The sequence below is a fragment of the Priestia sp. VA7 genome, from assembly GCF_055710015.1.
Genome location: NZ_JBVQPN010000003.1, coordinates 736,052 through 758,000 on the forward strand (window position 1 = coordinate 736,052; position 21,949 = coordinate 758,000).

23 protein-coding genes are annotated in these 21,949 nt (G+C 40.1%); 17 read left to right on the plus strand and 6 right to left on the minus strand.

Annotated features, from left to right (window positions below; genetic code table 11):
* Positions 1-13 precede the first annotated feature (13 nt).
* Positions 14-679 carry a cupin domain-containing protein gene (locus AC0C45_RS16570; protein ID WP_047931451.1) on the minus strand — a complete coding sequence of 222 codons (666 nt, stop codon included), beginning with the start codon at positions 677-679 and terminating at the stop codon, positions 14-16.
* A 231-nt stretch (positions 680-910) separates the two neighbouring features.
* On the opposite strand from AC0C45_RS16570, the gene AC0C45_RS16575 reads away from it, so the two are divergent.
* From AC0C45_RS16575 to AC0C45_RS16590, 4 genes are all read left to right on the plus strand, one after another.
* Positions 911-1,741 (plus strand): glycosyl transferase family 2, encoded by an 831-nt coding sequence (locus tag AC0C45_RS16575; RefSeq protein ID WP_257062304.1) that lies wholly within the window; start codon positions 911-913, stop codon positions 1,739-1,741.
* A 140-nt stretch (positions 1,742-1,881) separates the two neighbouring features.
* Positions 1,882-2,766, plus strand: a complete 885-nt coding sequence (locus tag AC0C45_RS16580) for a superoxide dismutase (protein WP_034651345.1) — start codon at positions 1,882-1,884, stop codon at positions 2,764-2,766.
* A 550-nt stretch (positions 2,767-3,316) separates the two neighbouring features.
* Positions 3,317-3,874: a 3D domain-containing protein gene (locus AC0C45_RS16585; protein ID WP_472928282.1), complete on the plus strand. Its 558-nt coding sequence runs from the start codon at positions 3,317-3,319 to the stop codon at positions 3,872-3,874.
* Between the two features lie 339 nt (positions 3,875-4,213).
* A complete protein-coding gene (locus AC0C45_RS16590; protein ID WP_034668819.1) occupies positions 4,214-5,701 on the plus strand; it encodes a DHA2 family efflux MFS transporter permease subunit in 1,488 nt (495 codons plus the stop codon).
* 32 nt (positions 5,702-5,733) lie between these two features.
* Here the strand turns inward: AC0C45_RS16590 and AC0C45_RS16595 are convergent, their stop codons facing one another.
* Positions 5,734-6,414 carry a DUF421 domain-containing protein gene (locus AC0C45_RS16595; RefSeq protein ID WP_047931455.1) on the minus strand — a complete coding sequence of 227 codons (681 nt, stop codon included), beginning with the start codon at positions 6,412-6,414 and terminating at the stop codon, positions 5,734-5,736.
* Between the two features lie 158 nt (positions 6,415-6,572).
* Here AC0C45_RS16595 and AC0C45_RS16600 point away from each other — a divergent pair, with 158 nt between their 5' ends.
* From AC0C45_RS16600 to AC0C45_RS16615, 4 genes are all read left to right on the plus strand, one after another.
* The gene (locus AC0C45_RS16600) at positions 6,573-7,217 is read left to right on the plus strand and encodes a LytTR family DNA-binding domain-containing protein (protein WP_047931456.1); all 645 of its coding nucleotides are present in this window, start codon (positions 6,573-6,575) and stop codon (positions 7,215-7,217) included.
* A gap of 132 nt (positions 7,218-7,349) precedes the next feature.
* Positions 7,350-8,864, plus strand: a complete 1,515-nt coding sequence (locus AC0C45_RS16605) for an acetyl-CoA hydrolase/transferase family protein (protein WP_472928285.1) — start codon at positions 7,350-7,352, stop codon at positions 8,862-8,864.
* 118 nt (positions 8,865-8,982) lie between these two features.
* The gene (locus tag AC0C45_RS16610) at positions 8,983-9,945 is read left to right on the plus strand and encodes a quinone oxidoreductase family protein (RefSeq protein ID WP_472928287.1); all 963 of its coding nucleotides are present in this window, start codon (positions 8,983-8,985) and stop codon (positions 9,943-9,945) included.
* A gap of 104 nt (positions 9,946-10,049) precedes the next feature.
* Positions 10,050-10,826 carry an SDR family oxidoreductase gene (locus tag AC0C45_RS16615; RefSeq protein ID WP_472928289.1) on the plus strand — a complete coding sequence of 259 codons (777 nt, stop codon included), beginning with the start codon at positions 10,050-10,052 and terminating at the stop codon, positions 10,824-10,826.
* A gap of 16 nt (positions 10,827-10,842) precedes the next feature.
* Here AC0C45_RS16615 and AC0C45_RS16620 read toward each other — a convergent pair whose 3' ends face one another.
* Complete coding sequence (locus AC0C45_RS16620) at positions 10,843-11,625, minus strand: SDR family oxidoreductase (RefSeq protein WP_034651359.1); 783 nt, start codon at positions 11,623-11,625, stop codon at positions 10,843-10,845.
* A 306-nt stretch (positions 11,626-11,931) separates the two neighbouring features.
* Here AC0C45_RS16620 and AC0C45_RS16625 point away from each other — a divergent pair, with 306 nt between their 5' ends.
* Positions 11,932-12,129 carry a hypothetical protein gene (locus AC0C45_RS16625; protein WP_013057412.1) on the plus strand — a complete coding sequence of 66 codons (198 nt, stop codon included), beginning with the start codon at positions 11,932-11,934 and terminating at the stop codon, positions 12,127-12,129.
* A gap of 143 nt (positions 12,130-12,272) precedes the next feature.
* Entirely contained in the window at positions 12,273-12,545 is a 273-nt protein-coding gene (locus AC0C45_RS16630; protein WP_013083497.1) for a hypothetical protein, read from the plus strand.
* 29 nt (positions 12,546-12,574) lie between these two features.
* On the opposite strand, the gene AC0C45_RS16635 is transcribed toward AC0C45_RS16630, so the two are convergent.
* A complete protein-coding gene (locus AC0C45_RS16635; protein WP_016764460.1) occupies positions 12,575-12,811 on the minus strand; it encodes a hypothetical protein in 237 nt (78 codons plus the stop codon).
* A 267-nt stretch (positions 12,812-13,078) separates the two neighbouring features.
* Here AC0C45_RS16635 and yjcZ point away from each other — a divergent pair, with 267 nt between their 5' ends.
* The gene (gene yjcZ, locus AC0C45_RS16640) at positions 13,079-13,216 is read left to right on the plus strand and encodes a sporulation protein YjcZ (protein ID WP_013057409.1); all 138 of its coding nucleotides are present in this window, start codon (positions 13,079-13,081) and stop codon (positions 13,214-13,216) included.
* Between the two features lie 192 nt (positions 13,217-13,408).
* Here the strand turns inward: yjcZ and AC0C45_RS16645 are convergent, their stop codons facing one another.
* Positions 13,409-13,609, minus strand: a complete 201-nt coding sequence (locus tag AC0C45_RS16645) for a cold-shock protein (protein ID WP_013057408.1) — start codon at positions 13,607-13,609, stop codon at positions 13,409-13,411.
* 283 nt (positions 13,610-13,892) lie between these two features.
* On the opposite strand from AC0C45_RS16645, the gene AC0C45_RS16650 reads away from it, so the two are divergent.
* Both AC0C45_RS16650 and pdxR read left to right on the plus strand, forming a co-directional pair.
* A complete protein-coding gene (locus tag AC0C45_RS16650) occupies positions 13,893-15,593 on the plus strand; it encodes a pyruvate oxidase (RefSeq protein WP_047931462.1) in 1,701 nt (566 codons plus the stop codon).
* A 299-nt stretch (positions 15,594-15,892) separates the two neighbouring features.
* A complete protein-coding gene (gene pdxR / locus AC0C45_RS16655; protein WP_472928295.1) occupies positions 15,893-17,326 on the plus strand; it encodes a MocR-like pyridoxine biosynthesis transcription factor PdxR in 1,434 nt (477 codons plus the stop codon).
* A 204-nt stretch (positions 17,327-17,530) separates the two neighbouring features.
* Here pdxR and AC0C45_RS16660 read toward each other — a convergent pair whose 3' ends face one another.
* Complete coding sequence (locus tag AC0C45_RS16660) at positions 17,531-17,731, minus strand: cold-shock protein (protein WP_013057405.1); 201 nt, start codon at positions 17,729-17,731, stop codon at positions 17,531-17,533.
* 345 nt (positions 17,732-18,076) lie between these two features.
* Here AC0C45_RS16660 and AC0C45_RS16665 point away from each other — a divergent pair, with 345 nt between their 5' ends.
* Genes AC0C45_RS16665 through AC0C45_RS16680 form a run of 4 tightly spaced genes read left to right on the plus strand, consistent with a single transcriptional unit; the run spans position 18,077 to position 21,671 of the window.
* Positions 18,077-18,955, plus strand: a complete 879-nt coding sequence (locus AC0C45_RS16665) for an NAD(P)-dependent oxidoreductase (RefSeq protein WP_237892397.1) — start codon at positions 18,077-18,079, stop codon at positions 18,953-18,955.
* 23 nt (positions 18,956-18,978) lie between these two features.
* Positions 18,979-19,773, plus strand: a complete 795-nt coding sequence (locus AC0C45_RS16670) for a GDSL-type esterase/lipase family protein (protein WP_033579231.1) — start codon at positions 18,979-18,981, stop codon at positions 19,771-19,773.
* Positions 19,774-19,786: 13 nt separating this feature from the next.
* Positions 19,787-20,698, plus strand: coding sequence for an ABC transporter ATP-binding protein (locus tag AC0C45_RS16675; RefSeq protein ID WP_047931464.1), 912 nt, complete (start codon positions 19,787-19,789; stop codon positions 20,696-20,698).
* Positions 20,691-21,671 (plus strand): ABC transporter permease, encoded by a 981-nt coding sequence (locus tag AC0C45_RS16680; RefSeq protein ID WP_257062324.1) that lies wholly within the window; start codon positions 20,691-20,693, stop codon positions 21,669-21,671. The genes AC0C45_RS16675 and AC0C45_RS16680 overlap by 8 nt, the downstream gene beginning before the upstream one ends.
* Positions 21,672-21,949: the final 278 nt, after the last annotated feature.

A 21,949-nucleotide genomic window follows, 5' to 3' on the forward strand; every position in this document is an offset into this window, starting at 1 on the left:
GGTTTCTTTGTCTTTACCAATATCGATAGTGATAGGGATTTTGAGGAGAGTAATAAGAATTTTGAGGCAGAGGATACGTATAAGGAGGCGTCTGGTGGTGAACGGGGCCTCCTTGGTTTTTCTTTTTATATTGTTCTTTTTCTCCGCATTCGTCCGTTGGTCCAATCACGATGGTTTGATTTTTTAACGGAGCCAGCGTTTTCTTTAGCTGCTCCGGGTCTAAGCAATACGTGTGAGCAAGGACTTCAATAGGCGTCTTATTTAAAATGTCCGATCCAAAAATGTATTCCGGGTAAGGGGCGTCAAAAATGGCAAGTAAATGCGTATTGTCTTCAGACGCAATCTCCCAGTGCCACCAGCCTTGAGGGATATTGGCTACTTGACCGGGAGTAATCGGAATATTTGTGACTTCGTTGTTAAACGGATTGATTAATGAAACGACGGCTGAGCCTGAAATACAGTAAACAAGCTCAGCGGCATTTTGATGATAGTGCGGTTCGACCACGCGGCTTTTGCTTAAATAAATATCGAGTAACGACACATTTCCTAATGTGTTGAGCACATCCCGACCTAATCGGTTAATGTAATTTTGATCGTTTCGCGTGTTAAGTCTGTTTTTATTCACATCAGAAAAGTATTGCACGTTTGGATTATTGTAATCCATATAAGACGTTGACAACGGTCTTCAGCTCCGATCCTTGAATTTTTTATGATGCTGTATCGTATGTGAAGCGTTGTATTTCGTGACAGAAGCCTAGGCGGAAATGTGGTAAGGGCCTCTTTTTGATGAGATGTACAATCATTTGTCCACTGATTTTCATACACTGTAACAGGTTCTTTTTTTATAGAGCCATGATCAATGTCAGACGCATACGACAGATCATTTTAAGGAAAGTGAGTTGCAGGGCTGTTGCTTGATCAATATGAAAAAATAACTAGTACGTATGAAAAGCTAGATGAACTTCAGCTGCCGTTTAATAGGCCCGTTTTAGTCGCGGTCGAGTGGAACGGAGTGTTGTTTGAGTTTTTAGTGAAATTAAAAAAAGAGTCTTCTCATTTGCTTGTGTTTGGCTCAGGAGGAGGGGCGAGTCAGGAAATGCCGGCAGGCCCTCCCTATTTTCAGCGCCATTCGTGGATGAATGAATTCCAAGATTCCATTATTTATTATAACGATCCTACGCTTTACTTAGGAAAGGTTTCGCTTGCGTGGGGACAAGGGACAAGCGACCGTTTTTATTTAAAAGACATTGCCGTTTTAATTGAAAAGTTCATGAAAAAAGTGCACGTGAATTCGTCCAATGTGCTGTTTTACGGATCATCAGGCGGCGGCTTTATGTCGATGTTTTTAGCGGGGTACGTAAAAGGAGCAAAAGCGCTTGTCAACAATCCGCAGACTTGCTTGACCAAGTGGCTGAAAACGCCGGTTCGGCAAGTGTTTAATTTATCTTATCCGAACTTGACAGAAGATGAAGTGATAGCCTTATACGGTGAGCGAATTAACGCAGTGAAGTTTTTTCGCCATATTAACTATGTGCCGAAGGTGTATTACTTGCAAAACGGGGCGTTTGAATACGATATGAACAATCACTTGCTGCCATTTTTAACGGATTTGCAGGATATGCCAGATGACTGTGAAATCAATAATATAAAAGTCGAGCTCTATTATAATCCAAAGCTGAAGCACGCGGCTGTTAGCAAGCAAGAAACGATTGATTATGTGAATATGGCAAAGAAAATATAATAAAAAAGGCAAGAGTTCAAGCTTAAAGGAACTCTTGCCTTTTTTATGTCGAATTTTCTAACTCAATAGATACAAGTAGGAAGTTATGTTGCTTTTTCTTTTGAATATGATAGTGAAGATGAGGTGTAAGGAGGGAAAGTATGGCCGATCAAGATGAGAGAAAAAGATACTTGATGGAAGTTCAGACCTGGCTTGAACAAGTATGTGATCCGGTATTTGAAGAAGCCATTACAGAAGTAGATATAACGTCATATATAACGCGCACGCAAGAAGACGTTCTTGAATATTTAAGTGAAGAAGATGTCAACGAATATACGTTAGAAGAAATCAATAATGCAGTGCGGCATATTGATAAAGTCTTAAAAGAGCGGCTCGGAGACGACGGCAGGGAGCGAGAATCGATAGCGCCAGGACAGCACGAGCTGCCGCCGCTTGGCTATAGCTATTCAGCTCTTGAACCGTATATTAACCGGGAAATTATGCGTCTTCATCACAGCAAGCATCATCAAAGCTATGTAGATGGATTAAATAAAGCAGAGCTCATGCTGCAGCAAGCCCGTAACACAAACAATTTTGACCTCATAAAACATTGGGAACGGGAAGCTTCTTTTCATGGCTCAGGTCATTACTTGCATACAATCTTTTGGGAAATTATGAGTCCAGAAGGAGGAGGGAGGCCGAGACGACAGCTGCTGCAGCAGCTTCAAAAAGACTTTGGCAGCTATGAGAAATTTATGATGCACTTTTCTCAAGCTGCAAAAAAAGTGGAAGGTGTGGGCTGGGCTATTTTAGTATGGTCGCCGCGTTCGCGAAAGCTTGAAGTTCTGCAAGCAGAGCGCCATCAGCTTCTCACGCAGTGGGATACGATTCCGCTGCTCGTATTAGACGTATGGGAACACGCCTATTATTTGCAGTACAAAAATGAACGTGATCCGTACGTTGATAATTGGTGGAAAATAGTTTACTGGCCAAATGTAGAAAAAAGGTTCGAGGCAGCTAAAATGCTTCAGTGGCAGCCATATTAACAAGTAATGCAGGCATCTTAATTTCAAATAAAAAGGCTATGATAAAAGTATTTTAGTGGAAGAAAAATCCGAACGATGAATTGAGATTCTTGATAGAGAATCCAACTCGTTCGGATTTTTTATTGTTATGGCGGCCATATATGTATGCGCTTCTAGCTGTTGGTTGAAGAGCAAGACTCCAGTGGAAAGCGAAGTCTTGCTCTCCAACCAACGGTGTAAAAAGTGATTTATATTAAGCTCCTTTAACGCATTTATTAATTTTAAATAAACTATGTTCTAAATAACCAATATAAAATAAAATATAAGCCTCTAGAACCAGTGAAATGTTACAAATGAAATAATCCATTATAAATGTGTGTAAAAGCACCGTCATATACCTAAATATGTATGTTTTTTGAAGAGTAAAGGTGATTAATTTACTAGTTTAAAAGGAAGAATCTTTATTTTTACTGTAACTAAACTATCAAACTATTGACATGTTACTGAAATATAACTGTAATATTCATGTGTTATTTTTTATGTATTGGTAGATAAAGGGGAAATCAATTACATGAAAAAGACAATGATTACGTTCAGTTTAGTTCTAATGTCACTGTTCGGAGTGGCAAGTGGTGCATCAGCTGCAACAAATACATATACAGTAAAAAGCGGAGATTCGCTATACAAAATTGCAAAGACATATAAAGTATCGGTTAGTCAGCTGAAACAGTGGAATAACTTAAAGTCAGACAGCATTCATCCGAAACAAGTATTAAAAGTATCTCAAACAAAATCAAGCACGCCTGCTAAAGCAGCGCCTGCGAAGTCTTCAAACGTTGTGAAAGAATTTAAAGTAACAGCAACAGCGTACACAGCGAACTGCAAAGGCTGCAGCGGAAAAACAGCGATTGGAATTGACTTGAAAAAGAATCCAAATCAAAAAGTGATTTCTGTCGATCCAAAAGTGATTAAGCTTGGTTCAAAAGTATACGTAGAAGGTTACGGCATGGCAATTGCAGCTGATACGGGCGGTGCAATTAAAGGAAATAAAATTGACGTTCTTCTTCCTTCTCAAAAAGAAGCGTTAAAATGGGGAAGAAAAACAGTAAAAGTTCAAATCTTAAAATAAGTATTTCTTAAGGAAATGAGAGCCTTCGTTGAAGGGCTCTCATTTTTTTCTTCATTAAAGGGTATACTACTTTATATATACTGATGAAAGGGTATACTACTTTATATATACTGATGAAAGGGTATACTACTTTATATATACTGATGGAAAAGTTTTACGAAAATGATCATATTTGTTGACAAATATTTCGGAAACAGATATATTTATCCGGTATATAATTAAGTTCATTAAATATTCGTAACATAAATTAATAGAATGAACACATAAACTATATTCTTAACCTGTTTGTCATCTGAAGATTTACATACAGATAATTTTAAAGGGAAAGGTCTTGTTAAAATGAATACACAAACACAACAGTCCGATCAAGCCCGAACTCGGTCTATTTTTGGCGTAATGATAATGGGAGCGCTCGTCGCTTTTTTAAATCAAACGCTGATTAACATTGCGCTTCCGCAAATGATGGATCATTTCCATGTAACGGCGGCTACGGGTAACTGGTTAACAACCATCTTTATGTTAGTAAACGGAATTGTTATTCCAATTACAGCATTTTTAATGAATCGATTTACTACAAGGCAGCTGTATATTACAGCAATGGGGCTGTTTACAGTAGGAACACTGCTTTGCGGTATTGCACCGACATTTTCCGTTATTTTAGTGGGACGCGTCGTGCAAGCAGCAGGAGCAGGGATTTTATTTCCGTTAATTACCAACGTTATCTTTACATTATTCCCGCCTGACCGACGCGGCTTTGCGATGGGGATTTTTGGTGTAGCGATGAACTTCGCACCGGCAGTAGGGCCGACGCTTTCTGGTTTAATAGTTGAGCACTACTCATGGCGCGTTTTATTCTTTATGATGTTTCCAATTGCACTCATTAACGTAATTGCGGCTATTATTTTAGTGAAAAACGTGACGGAAACAAGCCGACCTAAGCTAGATGTGCTTGGCGTTATTTTGTCAACAATTGGATTTGGCGGCTTGCTTTATGCGTTCGCTACGGGCGGTACAAAGGGCTGGACCAGCACTGAAGTATTAGCTATGTTCATTGTAGGCGGTATTTCAATTCTGTTCTTTATTTTCCGTCAGTTAAAAATCGATCAGCCGCTTCTTGAATTCCGTATTTTCCGTTACCGTATGTTCACTTTAACAACAATCATTAACGTGATTGTGACAATGGCAATGTTTTCAGGTATGATTTTAATGCCGATTTATATGCAAAACGTACGCGGTTTTTCACCGTTTCTTTCAGGCTTGCTGTTACTGCCAGGGGGAATTGTAATGGGGATTATGTCTCCGATTACAGGACGTCTGTTTGATAAGTTTGGAGCAAGATGGCTTGCTGTTATTGGTTTAGCGATTACCGTTGTGACAACATATGAACTAACAAAACTTGAAACAACAACAACATTTATGTATGTAATGATTGTTTATACTGTTCGTATGTTTGGTATGTCGCTGCTCATGATGCCAATATTTACAGCAGGATTAAATGAGCTTGCGCTTAGCTTAAATAAATACGGCACAGCGATGGTTAATACGCTGCGAATGGTTGCTGGAGCTGTAGGAATGGCGTTCTTTGTATCTATTATGATGAATCAAGGTGAAAAACACGTGAAAAACATCGTAACGAATCAGCAAATTTTGCCGGCAGATAAAGGCAGTATGGCTGAAGCTGTGAATCAAGGTACGGCAATGGGTATTAACGATGCGTTTATGATTGCAACGATTTTAAGTGTGATAGCGTTTGTTTTAGCCTTCTTTATTCGTAAAACATCACCAAAAGAAGATACCATTACAAATCGTGTGAAAAAAGCAAGCTAATAAAAAATCCGTGCCTTTTGGTACGGATTTTTTTATGAGTTAAATTTGTCTTTTTTATAGTCAATGTAAAGCGATCCGTCGGACTGGACCTCAGCGTAAAAGACGTCATCAATTGAGTTAACTTCCGCTTTTTCTAGCTGTTTATGCAGCCAATTATTATCTACATGCAGGTCCTTCAAGGCATCTTCATTCGCTTTTCCATCGTAAATAACGCCCGTTGAAGTGGGAAATAAAAGCGTTTTTGACCACGAGTTCGGCTTTTTATCTTGTTTTTGCATAACAGAGAGGTTTCCGTTGATTTCTAATATGGCGTATTCTACATCTTTTATGGAAAATACGTTTTGCTGCCTCAGCATGCCTAAAAGAGATTCAATATCTAGCCGGACTTGTTTTAATGCCTTTTCCATCACTTTCCCTTGCTTAATCACAATTTTAGGCTCACCGGTAATAAGATGCCGCGCTTTTTTCGATTTCATTCCAAGATAGCCCATAGCGATCGTTAAAAATGTCCATCCTAGCAGTGAATAAACTCCTTTATCAATCTCTACTCGCTTATCAGTGGAGAGGGAAGAAGCAATATTACCAATCGTAATCGCCGTAATAAACGTAAACACATTTAGCTGGCTGATTTCTGTTTTTCCCATGAGCCGCGTTAAAAGAAGCAGCACAAAAAATGAACAGGCGATTCGAAACGTCGATTCAGCATAGCCCATACATTTCACCCTTCCTTCATTTCATTGTTTTATGTTGTGAAAAAATAGAAATTTTATGCAGTTGAAAAGATAAATTCCATGCTTCTTTCCCACTAGCTTTTGCTTTTGCGCTACAATAAAGAAGCAGCGTGTTTGACTAGACAAAAGAAGGTGAAAAGATGAAACCATTTAAAGCTTCAGCATTATTAGACGTTATCAGCGAATTGTTCTCTGATGAAGCGTCGATTGCCGTTTCAGATCTAGAAACGTACGTGTATTACCGGGCAAGTAAACGAATTAATTTAAAAATCAGCCCTGGAGATCAAATTAAAAAAGGAACGATTACATATAAAGCATTAGAACGAAAGCAAAAAGTATCAGAATTTATTCACCGAGACGTGTTTGGCACGCCTTACTACGGCATGGCCGTGCCTTTCTTAGACGAAGGAGAGGTTCAAGGGTGCGTGACGGCGATTTTTCCTGCGTTAACGAGCGGAAAGTCAGTTGTGACGTTAAAGGTGAACGAGGGATGGATACCGGTTCCTTTCTCAAAAATTATCTACGTAGAAGCGCGTGACCGAAAAACATATGTGTACACACAGAAGTATACGGGTACGCATAAATACACGTTAAATGAATTTGATTATGTGCTTCCAAAAGAAGAGTTTGTGCGCTGTCATCGTTCCTTTATCGTCAATGTGACGCAAATTCAAGAAATTTATCCTGATACACATTCAACTTTTTTACTAGTAATGAGCAGCGGAGAAAAAATTCCGGTCAGTCAGTCGTACGCCAGCTATTTTCGAAAACTCCTTGGGTTTTAACCGTCATTTTGCTTAATTATCATCAAATATGCTGTTTTATCGCTATTTTTGTCCATTTCATTCCAAAAACTCTTGTAGACGCTTGCTTTACAGTAAAATGGTAAAAAAGAGCAAAAACAAGGAGTGAACAGAATGGAAAACGTTTGCAGTCGAATTAAGCATGAAGCACTACAGAATCGCATTGTCTCTGCTGAAGAAGCAGCATCTTGGATTCAAGATGGAATGACCCTTGGTCTAAGCGGTTTTACACGCGCGGGGGATGTCAAAGCTGTACCGTTTGCGCTAGCGAAACGAGCGGAAACAGAACCGATAAAAGTAAGCGTGTATACCGGTGCTTCACTTGGGTCAGATGTGGATAAGCTATTTGCAGAAAAAGGCATGTTAAATAAACGCTTGCCCTTTCAGGCGGACCCTACCATGCGTAAAAAAATTAATGAAGGTGAATTTCAGTTTATTGATCAGCATTTATCGCATACTTCTGAATGGGTACGTTCAGGCGTGTTAGATTCAATAGATTTCGCTATTTTGGAAGCGGTTTCTATCACAGGTGACGGAATGATGATTCCAACAACGTCAATTGGCAATTCAATGGTGTTTGCCGAGCATGCAAAATCTATTATTATTGAAATTAACACAGCGCAGCCAGAGCTGTTAGAAGGTATTCACGATCTGTATGATCCGGGCGTTCAAGGACAGCGAGATGCAATTCCTTTGAAAAAATCTGATGATCGTATTGGTTCGTTAGGCATACCAATTGATTTAGATAAAGTAAAGGGTATTGTATTTACAAATCAGCTAGATTCACCGTCTACGATTGTAGCACCTGACGAAGAAACGGTTGTAATGGCTCAAAATTTGATTTCATTTTTACGCCAAGAAATTAAAGAAGGGCGATTAACTGAATCGCTTGCTCCTTTACAATCTGGAATTGGATCTGTGGCAAATGCCGTTTTCCACGGTTTGTTAGATTCAGAGTTTCATGATTTAGAGGTGTATTCAGAAGTATTGCAGGATGCCGTGTTTGATTTATTTGACGCAGGAAAAGTTACGTTTGCTTCCTGCTGCTCAATTACGCTTTCAGCAGATAAAATGGAACAAGTTTTCTCTAATTTTGAAGCCTATCGAAATAAGCTCATTCTTCGCCCGCAGGAAATTTCAAACCATCCCGAAATCATTCGTCGCTTAGGACTGATTTCTATTAACACTGCCCTAGAGCTAGACATTTACGGAAACGTCAATTCCACGCATGTGATGGGAACAAAAATGATGAACGGAATCGGAGGCTCAGGAGATTTTGCCCGAAATGCGCGCCTTGGTATTTTTGTAACAAAATCCATTGCAAAAAACGGCGATATTTCAAGCATAGTGCCGTTTGTTTCGCACGTTGATCATACGGAACACGATGTGGATGTGATTGTAACAGAGCAAGGATACGCAGACCTGCGCGGACTCGCTCCAAGAGAACGGGCAAAATGCATCATTGAAAATTGTGCCCACCCAATGTACCGCGACCAGCTTATGGCGTATTACGAAGAAGCGCTCCCGCGAGGCGGACAAACACCGCACGTTCTTGAAAAAGCCTTTTCTTTTCATATGTCTTATCAAAAAAATGGAACAATGCGAGAAGCTGTAGCGCAAACAAATTGAAAAAACGCTTTGTCTCCTCATGAGACAAAGCGTTTTTTGCTGAGTAAGAAACTTGTGTTTGTTATCTCGTTGAATTACGATGAAAGGGAATACATAAAGAAAACGAGGTAACTTATCTATGAAAGCATTAGTATTTGAAAGATTTGGAGGACCTGACGTTCTTCACTATCAAGATATATCGAACCCCTCTATTGGTCCAACAGACGTGCTAGTAAGAACAAAAGCAATTGGACTTAATTTTGCTGATGTGTACCGAAGAAAAGGGAACTATCACTTAACGGGTACACCTCCGTATATTTTAGGATATGAAGGAGCAGGTGTGGTAGAAGAAGTAGGAGCAAAAGTAAGTCACGTTAACGTAGGAGACCGTATTGCGTTTGCTGACGTTCCTTTTGCAAATGCAGAGCTTGTTGCCGTGCCACAAGATAAAATCATTGCCGTACCTGACGATATTTCGTTTGATGCAGCTGCTTCTGTGCTTTTACAAGGGTTAACGGCGCACTATTTAACGCAAGACAGCTACAGTATTCAGCCCGGCGATTATGTACTTGTTCACGCAGCTGCTGGAGGCGTAGGTCAGCTTTTAGTTCAAATTGCTAAGCTATTAGGCGGACAGGTCATTGGCTTAACGTCATCTTCTGAAAAAGCAAAAGCAGCGGCTCAAGCAGGCGCTGACTATGTCTTTTTATACGAAGATAACTGGGTGGAACAAGTGAAAGAAGTAACGAAGCGAGGCGCAGATGTTGCCTATGAATCTGTAGGAGTTACGCTAGAAAAAAGCTTTGAAGCCGTAAAAACAAGCGGAACCGTGGTATTTTACGGAATGGCAGGAGGCGATCCGGCCCCGGTCGACCCGCGTATGCTGATGGATACCTCTAAAACGCTTACAGGCGGAGACTTATGGAACGTGCTTGTGTCACATGAAGAACGCAAAGTACGTTCACAGCAGCTGTTTGAGTGGATTAGTAAAGGGCAGCTTGTGCTAACCGATCCCGTGGTGTTTGACTTAAAAGACGGAGCAAAAGCACATGAGCTGCTTGAAAGCCGGAAAAGTACAGGGAAAATTTTGTTAAGACCGTAAAAGAAAGGCCCTTTAGTCAAGGGCTTTTTTTTGTTAGTAAAGGAGAAACTAAGGAGCTGTCTAATATATATAGTAGATAAGTAGAGTGAAAGAGGTGAAGGAAGATGAAACATGCATTGATTACAGCGGGTCATAAAGGTATTGGCAAGAAGGTAACAGAACAGTTTTTAAAAAAGCAGTATTCTGTTACCGTCCATTTTCGCAGTGATAAAAATAAAGTACGAGAACTGCAAGAAGAATGGCATCAATATAAAGACAACGTACAGTTTGTAGAAGGAGATATAACGAATAAAGCAGATATTGAACACGTCGTTGCGCAGGCTATGGAGCGATTCGGACGTATTGATATTTTAATTAATAATGCAGGTCCGTATGTATTTGAAAGAAAAAAATTAATAGAGTACACAAACAGTGAATGGTATGAAATGCTGGAAGGGAATTTAAGCTCCGTTTTTCATTTTGTAAAAGCGGTTGTTCCTATTATGAAAAAGCAGCAGTTTGGAAGGGTTATTACATACGGTTTTCAAGATGTAGAGCACACCCCTGGATGGATGTACCGCGCGGCTTTTAGTGCCGCTAAGTCAGGGCTAGCTTCTCTGACCAAATCGCTTGCTCTAGAAGTAGCCGAATACGGGATTACGGCCAATATGGTCTGTCCCAGAGATATTGTAGGAGACATGAAAGAAAGTGATATTATAAAAGCAAGATTACTAGAAGATAAGGAAACGCCAGTGGGCCGATCAGGGACAGGAGAAGACATTGCGCGTATTATTGAGTTTCTTTCCGATGAAAACTCAGATATGATTACAGGCAGCATTATATCTGCTTCGGGCGGAGTAGATGTTGTTCATAAAAGTAAAAAAACAAGCCCCTCACGTTGATGCAGGGGCTTGTACGTTACAGCAGCGATTCTCCGCCGTCAATAAACATTTCACTTCCGGTAATATGTTTGGACGCGTCAGAAGCTAAAAAGAAGATTAAATCTGCTACTTCTTCGGGCTTAGCTGAGCGTTTAGCAAGCGGTTGATTGCCATTTGGATATTCAATTGGAATCGCTACTTCTTTTAATTTGTCTTCTTGACGGAATGTATTGCTTTCAATATTTGTATCAACTGCTCCTGGACAAATGACGTTTACCCGTATCCCGTATGTAGAAAGTTCAAGAGCTGCCATTTTGCCGAACGCCATTTGGCCAGCCTTTGAGGAACTGTATGCGCTCATGCCGATATTTGAAAATGTACGGTTGCCGTTAATTGAGCTAGTAATAATAATGCTTCCTCCCTGAGCTTTCAAATAAGGAATAGAATGCTTCACAGTTAAAAAAGTACTTGTTAAATTTGTATCAATCGTTTTTGTCCAATCTTCTGGTGACAGTTCTTCAATAGAAGAGAACGTACCGTTGATGCCTGCGTTAATAGAAATAATATGTAATTGACTCCATAAGCTGCTGATCGTTTCGATACTCTCTTTTATACTTTCAGAGTCAGATACGTCTGTTTTAATGGCTATACACTCTCCGCCGCTCGACATGATGGTCTCTTTTACTTCTTGTAATTTTTCTTCGTCTAAATCTAAAAGAGCAACGCGCGCTCCTTGTTCAGCTAGTGTAATGGCTGAAGCACGTCCAATTCCAGACGCCGCTCCCGTCACAAGCGCAACTTTTCCAGTTAATGCAATCATTTATAACCCCTCCATATAAAAATGTTGTTTCCTTTCTTTAGCCTATACCAAGGAAATAAAAACCTCTTTTAAAATATTTGTGTTTAAATTTGCTAAAAGATGCCAAAAGGAAAAGAGAAAACAGCAGCGAATTATTAATATGACGCCAGAATATGAAAAGCTAATGTCAAATGGTCCTACTTGAGCAGCTAAAGATATACCCTGTCTTTTCAGAAGAATATTTATATAAAATTTTACATCAGAGGGACTTGCAAATCGTTCCTTGAAAGCTTACACTAGTAAAGCACAGAAAAAGGACGGTGTTTTATGAAGAAGAAAAATAATGTGATTCCATTCCCGCAAAGAAGGGAAGCGGCTGCTTATGTTCCCGCTTCTATTAGTTTAGATAAGGATATTGTGGAATTTTTAGAAATTATGAATTTTGAAGATCGCAATGATTTTTTAAACGAAATGATTGATTCATTTTTTAAATATGTAAAAGGTGAAGAAGACGAAGTAAGATAAAAGGTAACGTTAAAGACATCCAACGAGATGTTTTTTATTTTGTGACCAATTGCTTAAAAGGCATGCTTAAGCCTCGTATAGTTATTTATGGTATAGTATACATTAGATACTATCTAGCAGGTGCAAATGCGAGGAGTGATAAGATGAGTGGATTTAAAAAAGATATTCGTGCCGGATCTGAAGAACCACACTCACTAGAACAATTGAAGCATGAAATGGAGCAAAGCCTGTGGAATTTAAGAAAAGATTTGCGAAATGAAAATCGCTCGGAAACGGAAATGGCAATGATTAAAATTTCGCTGCTGTCACTATTTGAGGAACAGGCAAATAAATTGAGTAAAACTGAGCTTTCTGACTACCTTGCCGATTACCATAAAAGAGTCGAGCAGTTATTCGACAGGTATAGCTATAAATAAGACAAGCATCCTTGCGGGGATGCTTGTTTTTATTTAAGCAAAATTCGTTTGTATTCATTGCGCTTCAGAGGTTTGGATACATACCCGTCGGCTTCTAGATGATAAATAATGGTGGCAGCTGCATACACGCTAAAGGCATGATCAAGACCAAAGTAGTCTTGCAAAGCGGCGACGCTCACTTCCTCTTGAAAGATTTTACTTCGATTCGATAAGACAATAGGGTAGACGTTTTTAACGATTTGCTTTGAAATTTCGAGTGTTAACATATTAAATCCCTCCCGTGTGAGTGTACATAACTAAAGGTATTCAGCACGGTGTACATTCATGAAAAAGGGAGCGATTACATTTTTAAAAGATAAAGAAAAGAGGAGTAAATGCCCATAAAATCAAATGCTTTATCTCTTTATGGGGCATGTTTGAAAAACGCAGTATTTTTAGTGTATGACAAACATTTTCAAAAGTTCTATGGAATTATTAGGAGCAATTTAACTAAATCCACATATCTTAAAGTATAGCAAATGGAGGTGAAACACATGGGATACTACGGAGGTTACGGATACGGTTGTGGTTATGGCGGCGGTGGCTGCGGCGGCGGTTTCGCTTTAATCATTGTACTTTTCATCTTATTAATCATCATCGGCGCTTCTTGCTTCGGCGGCGGCTGGTGCTAATTATTAAAAAATGATGACGACGCAACATCCACACTTTATTTCTTCAACTATTTCTTCCACAAAAAGTCTCTTCGGGATGAAGAGACTTTTTTAGTTTATTATTTATAATAACGTGTACAAACTGCACGTTAAAAAGGTTTTATGCGTGGTTCTACATAAAAAAAAGACTCTGAAATCAGAGTCTTTTTCTACTTATGCTTTTTGAACGTTAGCAGCTTGAGGTCCGCGTTGACCTTCTTCAACGTCGAATGTTACAGCTTGACCTTCGTCTAAAGATTTGAATCCTTCGCTTTGGATTGCTGAGAAATGTACGAATACATCGTCGCCGTTTTCGCGCTCGATAAATCCGAAACCTTTTTCTGCGTTAAACCATTTTACTGTACCTTTTTCCATGAATGTTGCCTCCTCGTGTGCTATGCACACATTGTATTACTATCCTTGCTCATGATCAAAATCTTTAAGACGAAAGTATTCACCTATCGATTGTTGCCGAACAAAAATAATTCTTCTTATAGAATAGCAAAAGTTAATGATAATTGCAAGGAATGAAGAAAATTTAACGAAAGTGGTTCATTCATTTAATGAAAGAAAACGAAAATTATACGAGTGAAAATAAGTAAGAAAGAGCGTATCAGGTCACACTATCTCTATATATAAGAAGAAAGGGGTCAGTCATATGTTTAAACAAAAAGCAGGGGAAAAACTGATTGAACTGTTAATTGAATGGGGCGTTGATCATATTTACGGCATGCCAGGAGACTCCATTAATTCAATTATTGAACCGCTTCGCAAAGCCCAGGATAAAATTAAATTTATTCAAGTGAGGCATGAAGAAGCGGGAGCTCTCGCAGCGGCTGCATATGCAAAGCTAACCGGTAAAATCGGTGTATGCACGGCTATTGCCGGACCGGGAGCGATTCATTTACTGAATGGTTTGTATGATGCAAAGTTAGACAAAGCTCCCGTGTTAGCACTTACAGGGCAAGTAGAGTCCGATCTCATCGGAAGCGATGCGTTTCAAGAAATTAATTTAGAGCGAATGTTCGATGACGTGGCTGTATATAATCAGCGAATCATGTCCGCTGAACAGCTTCCCACTGTTGTTAATCAAGCAATTCGAACAGCTTATGCTAAAAAAGGTGTGGCTGTGTTAACTATTCCCGATGATATCCCTCGTTTTGAAGTCGGATCAGAAGCACGAGAAACATCAAGCATAATCGTTAAACAAGACGTCTTTCCTCACAGAGAAGACCTTGAAAAAGCAAAAGATTTGATTGGTAAAGCAGAAAGTCCGGTTATTTTAGCTGGTCGAGGCACACATGAAATGAGAGAAGAACTGCTTGCGTTTGCAGAAAAAATCGCAGCACCTATTGTTCTTACGCTTCCTGGAAAAGGCGCAATACCGGATGAACATCCATATTGTCTCGGAGGACTTGGATTAATCGGTACAAAGCCAGCGTATGAAGCGATGCAAGAAGCGGATACGCTCATCATGATTGGAACGTCCTATCCGTTTACAGGCTTTTTGCCAGACCATGCGAAAACGATTCATATTGATATTGATCCTGCACAAATTGGCAAAAGATATCCTGTAGATGCAGGGCTTGCAGGAGAAGCAAAAACAACGGTTCAGTGGTTCTTAGAAAAACTTGGCCGTTCAGAGCATCGCCAGTTTTTAGAGCAAAGTCAAGAACGTATGAAAAAGTGGTGGAGTCAGCTTGATACCCAAGAAGCAAAAGAAAGTCTACCTATCAAGCCACAGCGAGTGATTCGAGCGCTTCAGCACGTAGCGGCTGATAACGCGGTCTTGTCCGTAGATGTAGGAAACGTCACAGTATGGATGGCGCGTCATTTTCGTATGACAAATCAGCAGTTTGTGATTTCAAGCTGGCTAGCGACTCTTGGATGCGGGCTGCCGGGCGCACTTGCTGCAAAAATTGCTTATCCCGAGAAGCAGGTGTTTGCGGTCTGTGGAGACGGCGGCTTTGCGATGACGATGGCAGATTTTATTACAGCTGTTAAATACAATCTTCCGCTAGTTGTGGTGCTATTTAATAACCATAAAATCGGTATGATTAAATTTGAACAAGAAGTAATGGGAAATGCTGAATTCGGCACAGACTTAACAAATCCCAATTTTGCTAGGTATGCAGATATTTGCGGAGGTGTTGGCTACCGAGTAGAAAAAGAAGAAGAGCTGCTGCCGGCTTTTGAAAGTGCTGTTAGGCAAAACAAGCCGTGTATTATCGATGTAATCGTTGATGCAAACGAAGCGCCTATGCCAGCTAAGATTACGCTAGGACAAGCAACGGGTTATGCCAAGCATATGGTGAAAGAATTGTTTCAAGAAGGCAAGCTAGATTTACCGCCTCTATAAAAAAGAGGCTATGACGAAAGTATTTAAAGATCTGAACGATGAATTGAAGCTCTTAATGGAGAATCAACTTCGTTTGGATTTTTTTGTTGGAATGGTGAATGTATTTTAATTAACTATAAAATTATTATGTAAACTTAAATGCTGGCAAATGAAAAGAGGTGATATTATATTTATTTTGTAAAGTGGATGAGCAAAAAAACACCGAATTGGATGGCCTTTTTTTATAAAACTGCTTTAAGATAAGAGAGATAAAGGATAAACTACTAATAAGAAAGTTTAAATGTAAGGACTGAAGCCGCATGAACTGGAGACCAGATCGCGCTAGCAAAAAAGCGATTTATAAACAAATTGCAGAATATATTGAAAGCTGTATTTCATCGGGAGCGTTTCCGCCGGATTCTATGCTGCCATCAGAACGAACGCTTGCTGCTGAGCTAAACGTGAACAGAAGCACGGTAGTAGTTGCTTATGAAGAACTGCAGGCACTTGGAATCGTAGAACGTAAAAAAGGAAGCGGCACGCGAGTTAGTTCGAGCATCTGGGGGATTTCCCGTAAACGTATTCCAAACTGGGGGAGATATGTAGAAGACGGTTCATTTTTGCCTAATTTACCGCTCGTACAGCGAATAAGAAGCGAAGCTTTGCGAACAGATTTTGTAAACTTAGCCAGCGGAGAATTAGCTCCTAGCTTATTTCCAAGTGAAGATTTTCAGCGAATATTAGCGGGCATGCCGTTTAATGAGCATTTAGGCTATGATCATCCTCACGGCAATGAACGTCTGCGTGACGCTATTGCTGCTCATGTTCATGAGTACCGAAAAATCTCCACCGATGCTAATTCCATTTTAATTACATCAGGTGCACAGCAAGCACTTCATTTGATTGTTCAGTGTTTGTTAAAACCAGGAGATGCAGTAGCGATTGAAGATCCGTCCTATAGCTATTCACTGCCGCTTTTTCAATCAGCAGGTTTACGAACGTTTTTGCTGCCTGTAGATAAAAATGGAGCCAACCCGGAGGACTTAGTAGAATTACATAAAAAGCATCGTATTCGTATGGTTTTTTTAAATCCGTATTATCAAAACCCGACCGGTATTGTGTTATCAGAAGCACGCCGAAAGCGGTTTTTAGAGCTGTCTTCAGAATACGGCATTCCGCTTATTGAAGATGATCCTTATTCACTCACGGCATTTGACGGAAATGTACATCAAACGCTGAAATCGATGGACGAGAACGGAAATGTCCTCTATATCAGTTCGCTTTCTAAAATCGTGGCATCGGGTCTTCGAATTGGCTGGATAGTAGGGCCAGAGCAAGTGATTCAGCGCCTGGCAGACGCTAAGCAGCAAATTGACTTTGGTCACAGCATCTTTCCGCAGTGGATTGCTTATCAATTCTTAGATTCTCCTACGTTTTCTTCGCATATTGAAAAGCTTAGACAAGAGCTCAAAAAGCAAGAGTATGCCCTGTCGTCGAGTCTGAACGAATTGCTCGGATCAAAAGTATCTTTTGATTCACCTCAAGGCGGAATTCACTTATGGTGCAAAGTGAATCAGCCGGTCGATGACTATCGTCTATTGGAAGAATCGCTTAAGAGAGGTGTGGCTTTTGTACCAGGAAGCGTGCTGAGTTCTCAAAGCGGAGCTATTCGCTTTACGTTTGGCAGAGGGGAAGAAGAGGTTATTCGAGAAGGAATCAAACGATTTGCGAACGCCCTAGAGAGTCTGGAATAGCTATAAACATAGGTAAACGTACCGGATGAAAGTTTTATTTTATTATTTCGTATAGATTGTTATGATCTTGTGCTATACTAAGAGTACCATTAACTTTACTTCTGTATTTGTACCGACTGGCCCTGTTGAAAAACAGGGCTTTTTTATGTTTGTACACAAAAAAACAGATCCTTTAAAGGATCTGTTTTTGATATGTTGTGTTTCTTATGCTTTTTGAACGTTAGCAGCTTGAGGCCCGCGTTGACCTTGTTCTACGTCAAATGTTACAGCTTGACCTTCGTCTAAAGATTTGAAGCCTTCGCTTTGGATTGCTGAGAAGTGTACGAATACATCGTCTCCACCTTCGCGCTCGATGAATCCAAAACCTTTTTCTGCGTTAAACCATTTTACTTTACCTTGTTCCATAATTGTTGCCTCCTCGTGCGGACTCGCACATTGTGGTACTATTCTTGCTCAAATCTAAAGACGAAAAGTGACAATACTCATACATCCCCACCGAACAAAAATAATTCTCTTATATCTTAGCAGAAATTTCCTATGCTTGCAAGCGCTTTATTTAAAAAGTATCCGTGTTTTTTTGACAAGTTTTTCATAAGACACGTCTAAAAAATGTCACATTTTGAACATTTTAGAAAGGCTATTCTTTGTATTCGCTTTTCCTGTAGTTATATAATAATGAAAATATGGTTTTTCTAAAGGTAGAAAACAAGTATAAATGTACATACTGAGTGCTGAAATGGAGTGGTAAAGATGAAAGTGGGTTTAATTGGTTTAGGAAATATGGGATTACCGATGGCGGAAAATATGATAAAAGCGGGTCATGAACTTGTGATTTATAACCGGACTGCTGCGAAGGCGGAAAGTCTTGTGAAAAAAGGAGCAAAGATTGTGGAGACACCTGCTCAAGCAGCACAAGAAGCAAATCTTGTCTTTACAATTCTTTCAAATGACGAGGCTTTAGAAGAAGTAACCATGTCACAAGACGGTATACTTGCAGGCCTTCAAAAAGGCGGTATTCACGTTTCTGTGAGTACTATTAGCGTAGATTTATCCGAAAAATTAACAAGCGCACATGCTGCATCAGGACAGCATTTTGTTGCAGCGACTGTTTTAGGTCGCCCCGACGCAGCAGCTGCTGCGGCTCTCAAAGTAATAGTTGCAGGTAATAAAGAAGCAAGAGAGCACGTTTGGCCGCTGCTTGAAGCGATTGGTCAAACTATTTTCACTGTAGGAGACGAGCCTTACTTATCAAATGTAGCTAAGCTTGGCAATAATTTTTTATTAGTATCGATGTTAGAAGCTGTTTCTGAAGCAGTAGTCATGGTAGAGCAGTATGGCATGCAAGCGGAGCAGTTTCTTGAAGTGGTTAATAGCTTATTTGCATCTCCTGTGTATAAAAATTACGGCAATTTAATTGCTAAAAGAGACTTTGATCCCGCCGGGTTCAAGCTGGAGCTTGGACTAAAGGATGTAAACCTGGCTATTGATGCAGCCAAAAAAGTGTCCGCTCCGCTTCCGTTAGGAGAGCTTGTTAAAGGTCATTATGAACAAGGAATCGAAAATGGCTGGGGTCATTTAGACTGGTCCGCTTTACTAAAAACAGTTGAAGCTCTAAAAAAAGATAACTAAAAAGACGAAAAGGAGTGCAGGCAGTGAAAGCGAAAGGAAAGTGGGTATGGATTGTATCCTTTATTTCGATTATTTCGTGTCTGCTGTTTGCAGCGGGGCTTGGAATGTCTATTTATGATTATGTTAGCGCCTCAAAAGCTACTGTAAAAGAAATGCCAAAGCCAAAGCAAGAAACAAGCAGCAGTAACAAAAGCACCAAGAATTATACGATTGTCGCTTTAGGAGATTCCCTGACAAGAGGAACAGGAGACGCAGCGGGAAAAGGATACGTTGGGTATTTAAAAGATAATCTTGAAGAAAAAACGAAGAAGAAAATTCTCTTAAGTAACTTTGGTATAAAAGGTCAAACGTCTTCGCAGCTGGCAAGTCAAGTAAAGCAGCAGCAAATTCAGCGGCAGATTAAGTCGGCAGATACCGTGCTGATCACCATTGGGGGAAATGACTTATTTCAAGGCGGACAAACGCTGCAAAACTTAAATAAAAACAATATTCAAAAGCTAGAAAATGACTATTTAAAAAACGTAGACAGCATCTTAAAAAGTATCCGGTCGGCAAATAAAGACGCGACGATTTTTTTGATTGGTTTATACAATCCGTTTAGTAACCTGCAAGATGCAAAAACGACAACGGCTATTGTACGAGAATGGAATTACAAAAGCAGTGAATTAAGTGCTAATTATAAGCAAACTGTTTTTGTTCCGACCTTTGATTTGTTTCAGCTAAAGGTAGATGACTACTTATATACCGATAAGTTTCATCCTAATGCAAAAGGCTACAAGCTGATCGCAGAACGTGTAGCATCGCTTATTACGTGGTAAGGGAGGGAATGATATGAGTGAAGTAACGCTTTCAGTAAAAGGACTGAAAAAAGTAATAGGAAAACGAGAAATTATCAAAAATATTGATTTTGAACTAAAAAGAGGCGAAGTGTTCGGCTTTTTAGGACCCAATGGAGCCGGTAAAACGACAACGATTCGAATGCTTGTCGGCTTGATTCGCCCGACGGCTGGTTCCATTTATATTTGTGGATACAGCGTATCGAAGCAGTTTACAAAAGCGATGGAGCATATCGGCTGTATTGTTGAAAATCCTGAGCTGTATCCATACTTAAGCGGCTGGGAAAATCTGCAGCACTTTTCACGCATGATTCCTTCTATGACGGAAGAACGCATTCATGAAGTTGTGGCATTAGTTGGCTTGCAAGAGCGTATCCACGATTTAGTTCGCACGTATTCGTTAGGTATGAGGCAGCGTTTAGGAATTGCGCAAGCGCTTCTCGGAAAACCAAAAGTACTTATTTTAGACGAGCCAACGAACGGACTAGACCCTTCTGGGATTCGGGATATGCGTAAATTTATTCGCTTTTTAGCTGAAAGTGAAGGTCTAAGCGTCTTAGTATCCAGTCATTTACTGAGCGAGATTCAGCTAATGTGTGACCGAGTAGCGATTATCGCAAAAGGAGAAGTTATTCACACAGAATCGGTGAAGAGCCTGTTAACTCAGCAAGAGCGTTTACTGTGGAAGCTAGATCCGCAGCCCGCAGGAATAGACGTTTTAAAACAAGTGACGGACTTTGTACAAGTGCAGGGGGAGTATGTCACGACGTTTTATGAAGAAGCTGAAGTGGGAGAGTGGAATAAACAGCTCATTCAAGCAGGAGTAACGGTAAAAGAAATGAATCGAAAGCTTCCAACTCTTGAAGATTTATTTATCGAAATGACAGGAGGCGAATCGATTGATTAGTTTGGTTCAAAATGAAATGATCAAGCTCGTTCGAAAAAAGCGCCTGTTAATCGTTACGCTTATCATGGGAGTTTTGATTTCCATGTTTACCTATGCTCAGCTTCGCGAAACGCAGCGCCTTCAAGAAAAGCTAGGAACGACCGATTGGCGCAGTACGCTGCAGCAAGAAATTATCGATACGCAAAACCGGCTGAGCGGAAGCCAAATTTCAGATGATTGGCGCAAGCAGCTTGAAATTCGCGTGGCGCAGCAGCAGTATTACTTAGATAACGATATCAATCCTTCAGAACCAGGAGCGCCAACGCTTGTGCGAGGGTTCATTGAAAACGCCATTCAGCTTTTGCTGCCTCTGATGATTATGATTATTGCAGCGGATTTAGTGTCTTCAGAGTACAGCTTGGGATCCATCAAGGTATTGTTGACGAGACCTGTGAAACGGTGGAAAATCCTGCTTAGTAAATACATCACACTCGTCATGTCCGTCTCGTTTTTAATTTTAATGTTTGGCGTTTTGTCGTACCTCATTTCTGGTGTTGTATTTGGATTTAAAGGCTGGACAGCCCCGATTCTTACGGGGTTTAGCGTACAGGGAAATGACTTAAATACAGCGGACGTCCATTTAATTTCGCAGTGGAGATATATTTTAATGGAGTTTGGTCTTGCTTGGTTTGTCTCACTAGTTGTTGGAACGCTTGCTTTTATGCTGTCTGTTTTAATTAAAAGTACAGCTGCGGGTATGGGTGTGATGCTTGCTTGTTTGATTGCAGGTACAATTTTAAGCAGCATGGTTTCTTCATGGCATTCAGCTAAGTATTTGTTTATGGTTAATTTAAATTTAACTTCTTATCTGCAAGGCACAGCTCCTCCGACTGAAGGAATGACATTAGGGTTTTCCTTGGGTGTTTTAACCATTTGGGGACTTGCCGGGCTGCTCGTGTCGTTTCTGGTATTTACCAAAAAAGACGTGTACTAATTCCGTATAAGTTGACGATAATCAGGAACGTGCGTTATGATTGTATTAACAAAAAATGCTGTTTTGCTCAAAGGGGAGTAGCTCTTGCAGTAAAGTCGTCATTTCGAGATTATTATCTCCGGCTTTATTGACAATGCAAATTGTTAGCGAGACCTTTGCCAATGTTGCCATTGGTAAAGGTCTGGATACAAACACCTTTACCACATGTGGTAAAGGTGTTTTTTGTTATTTCAAAATGAGAGAGGAGCTTGAAAATGTCAAAACTATCGAGACTGTTA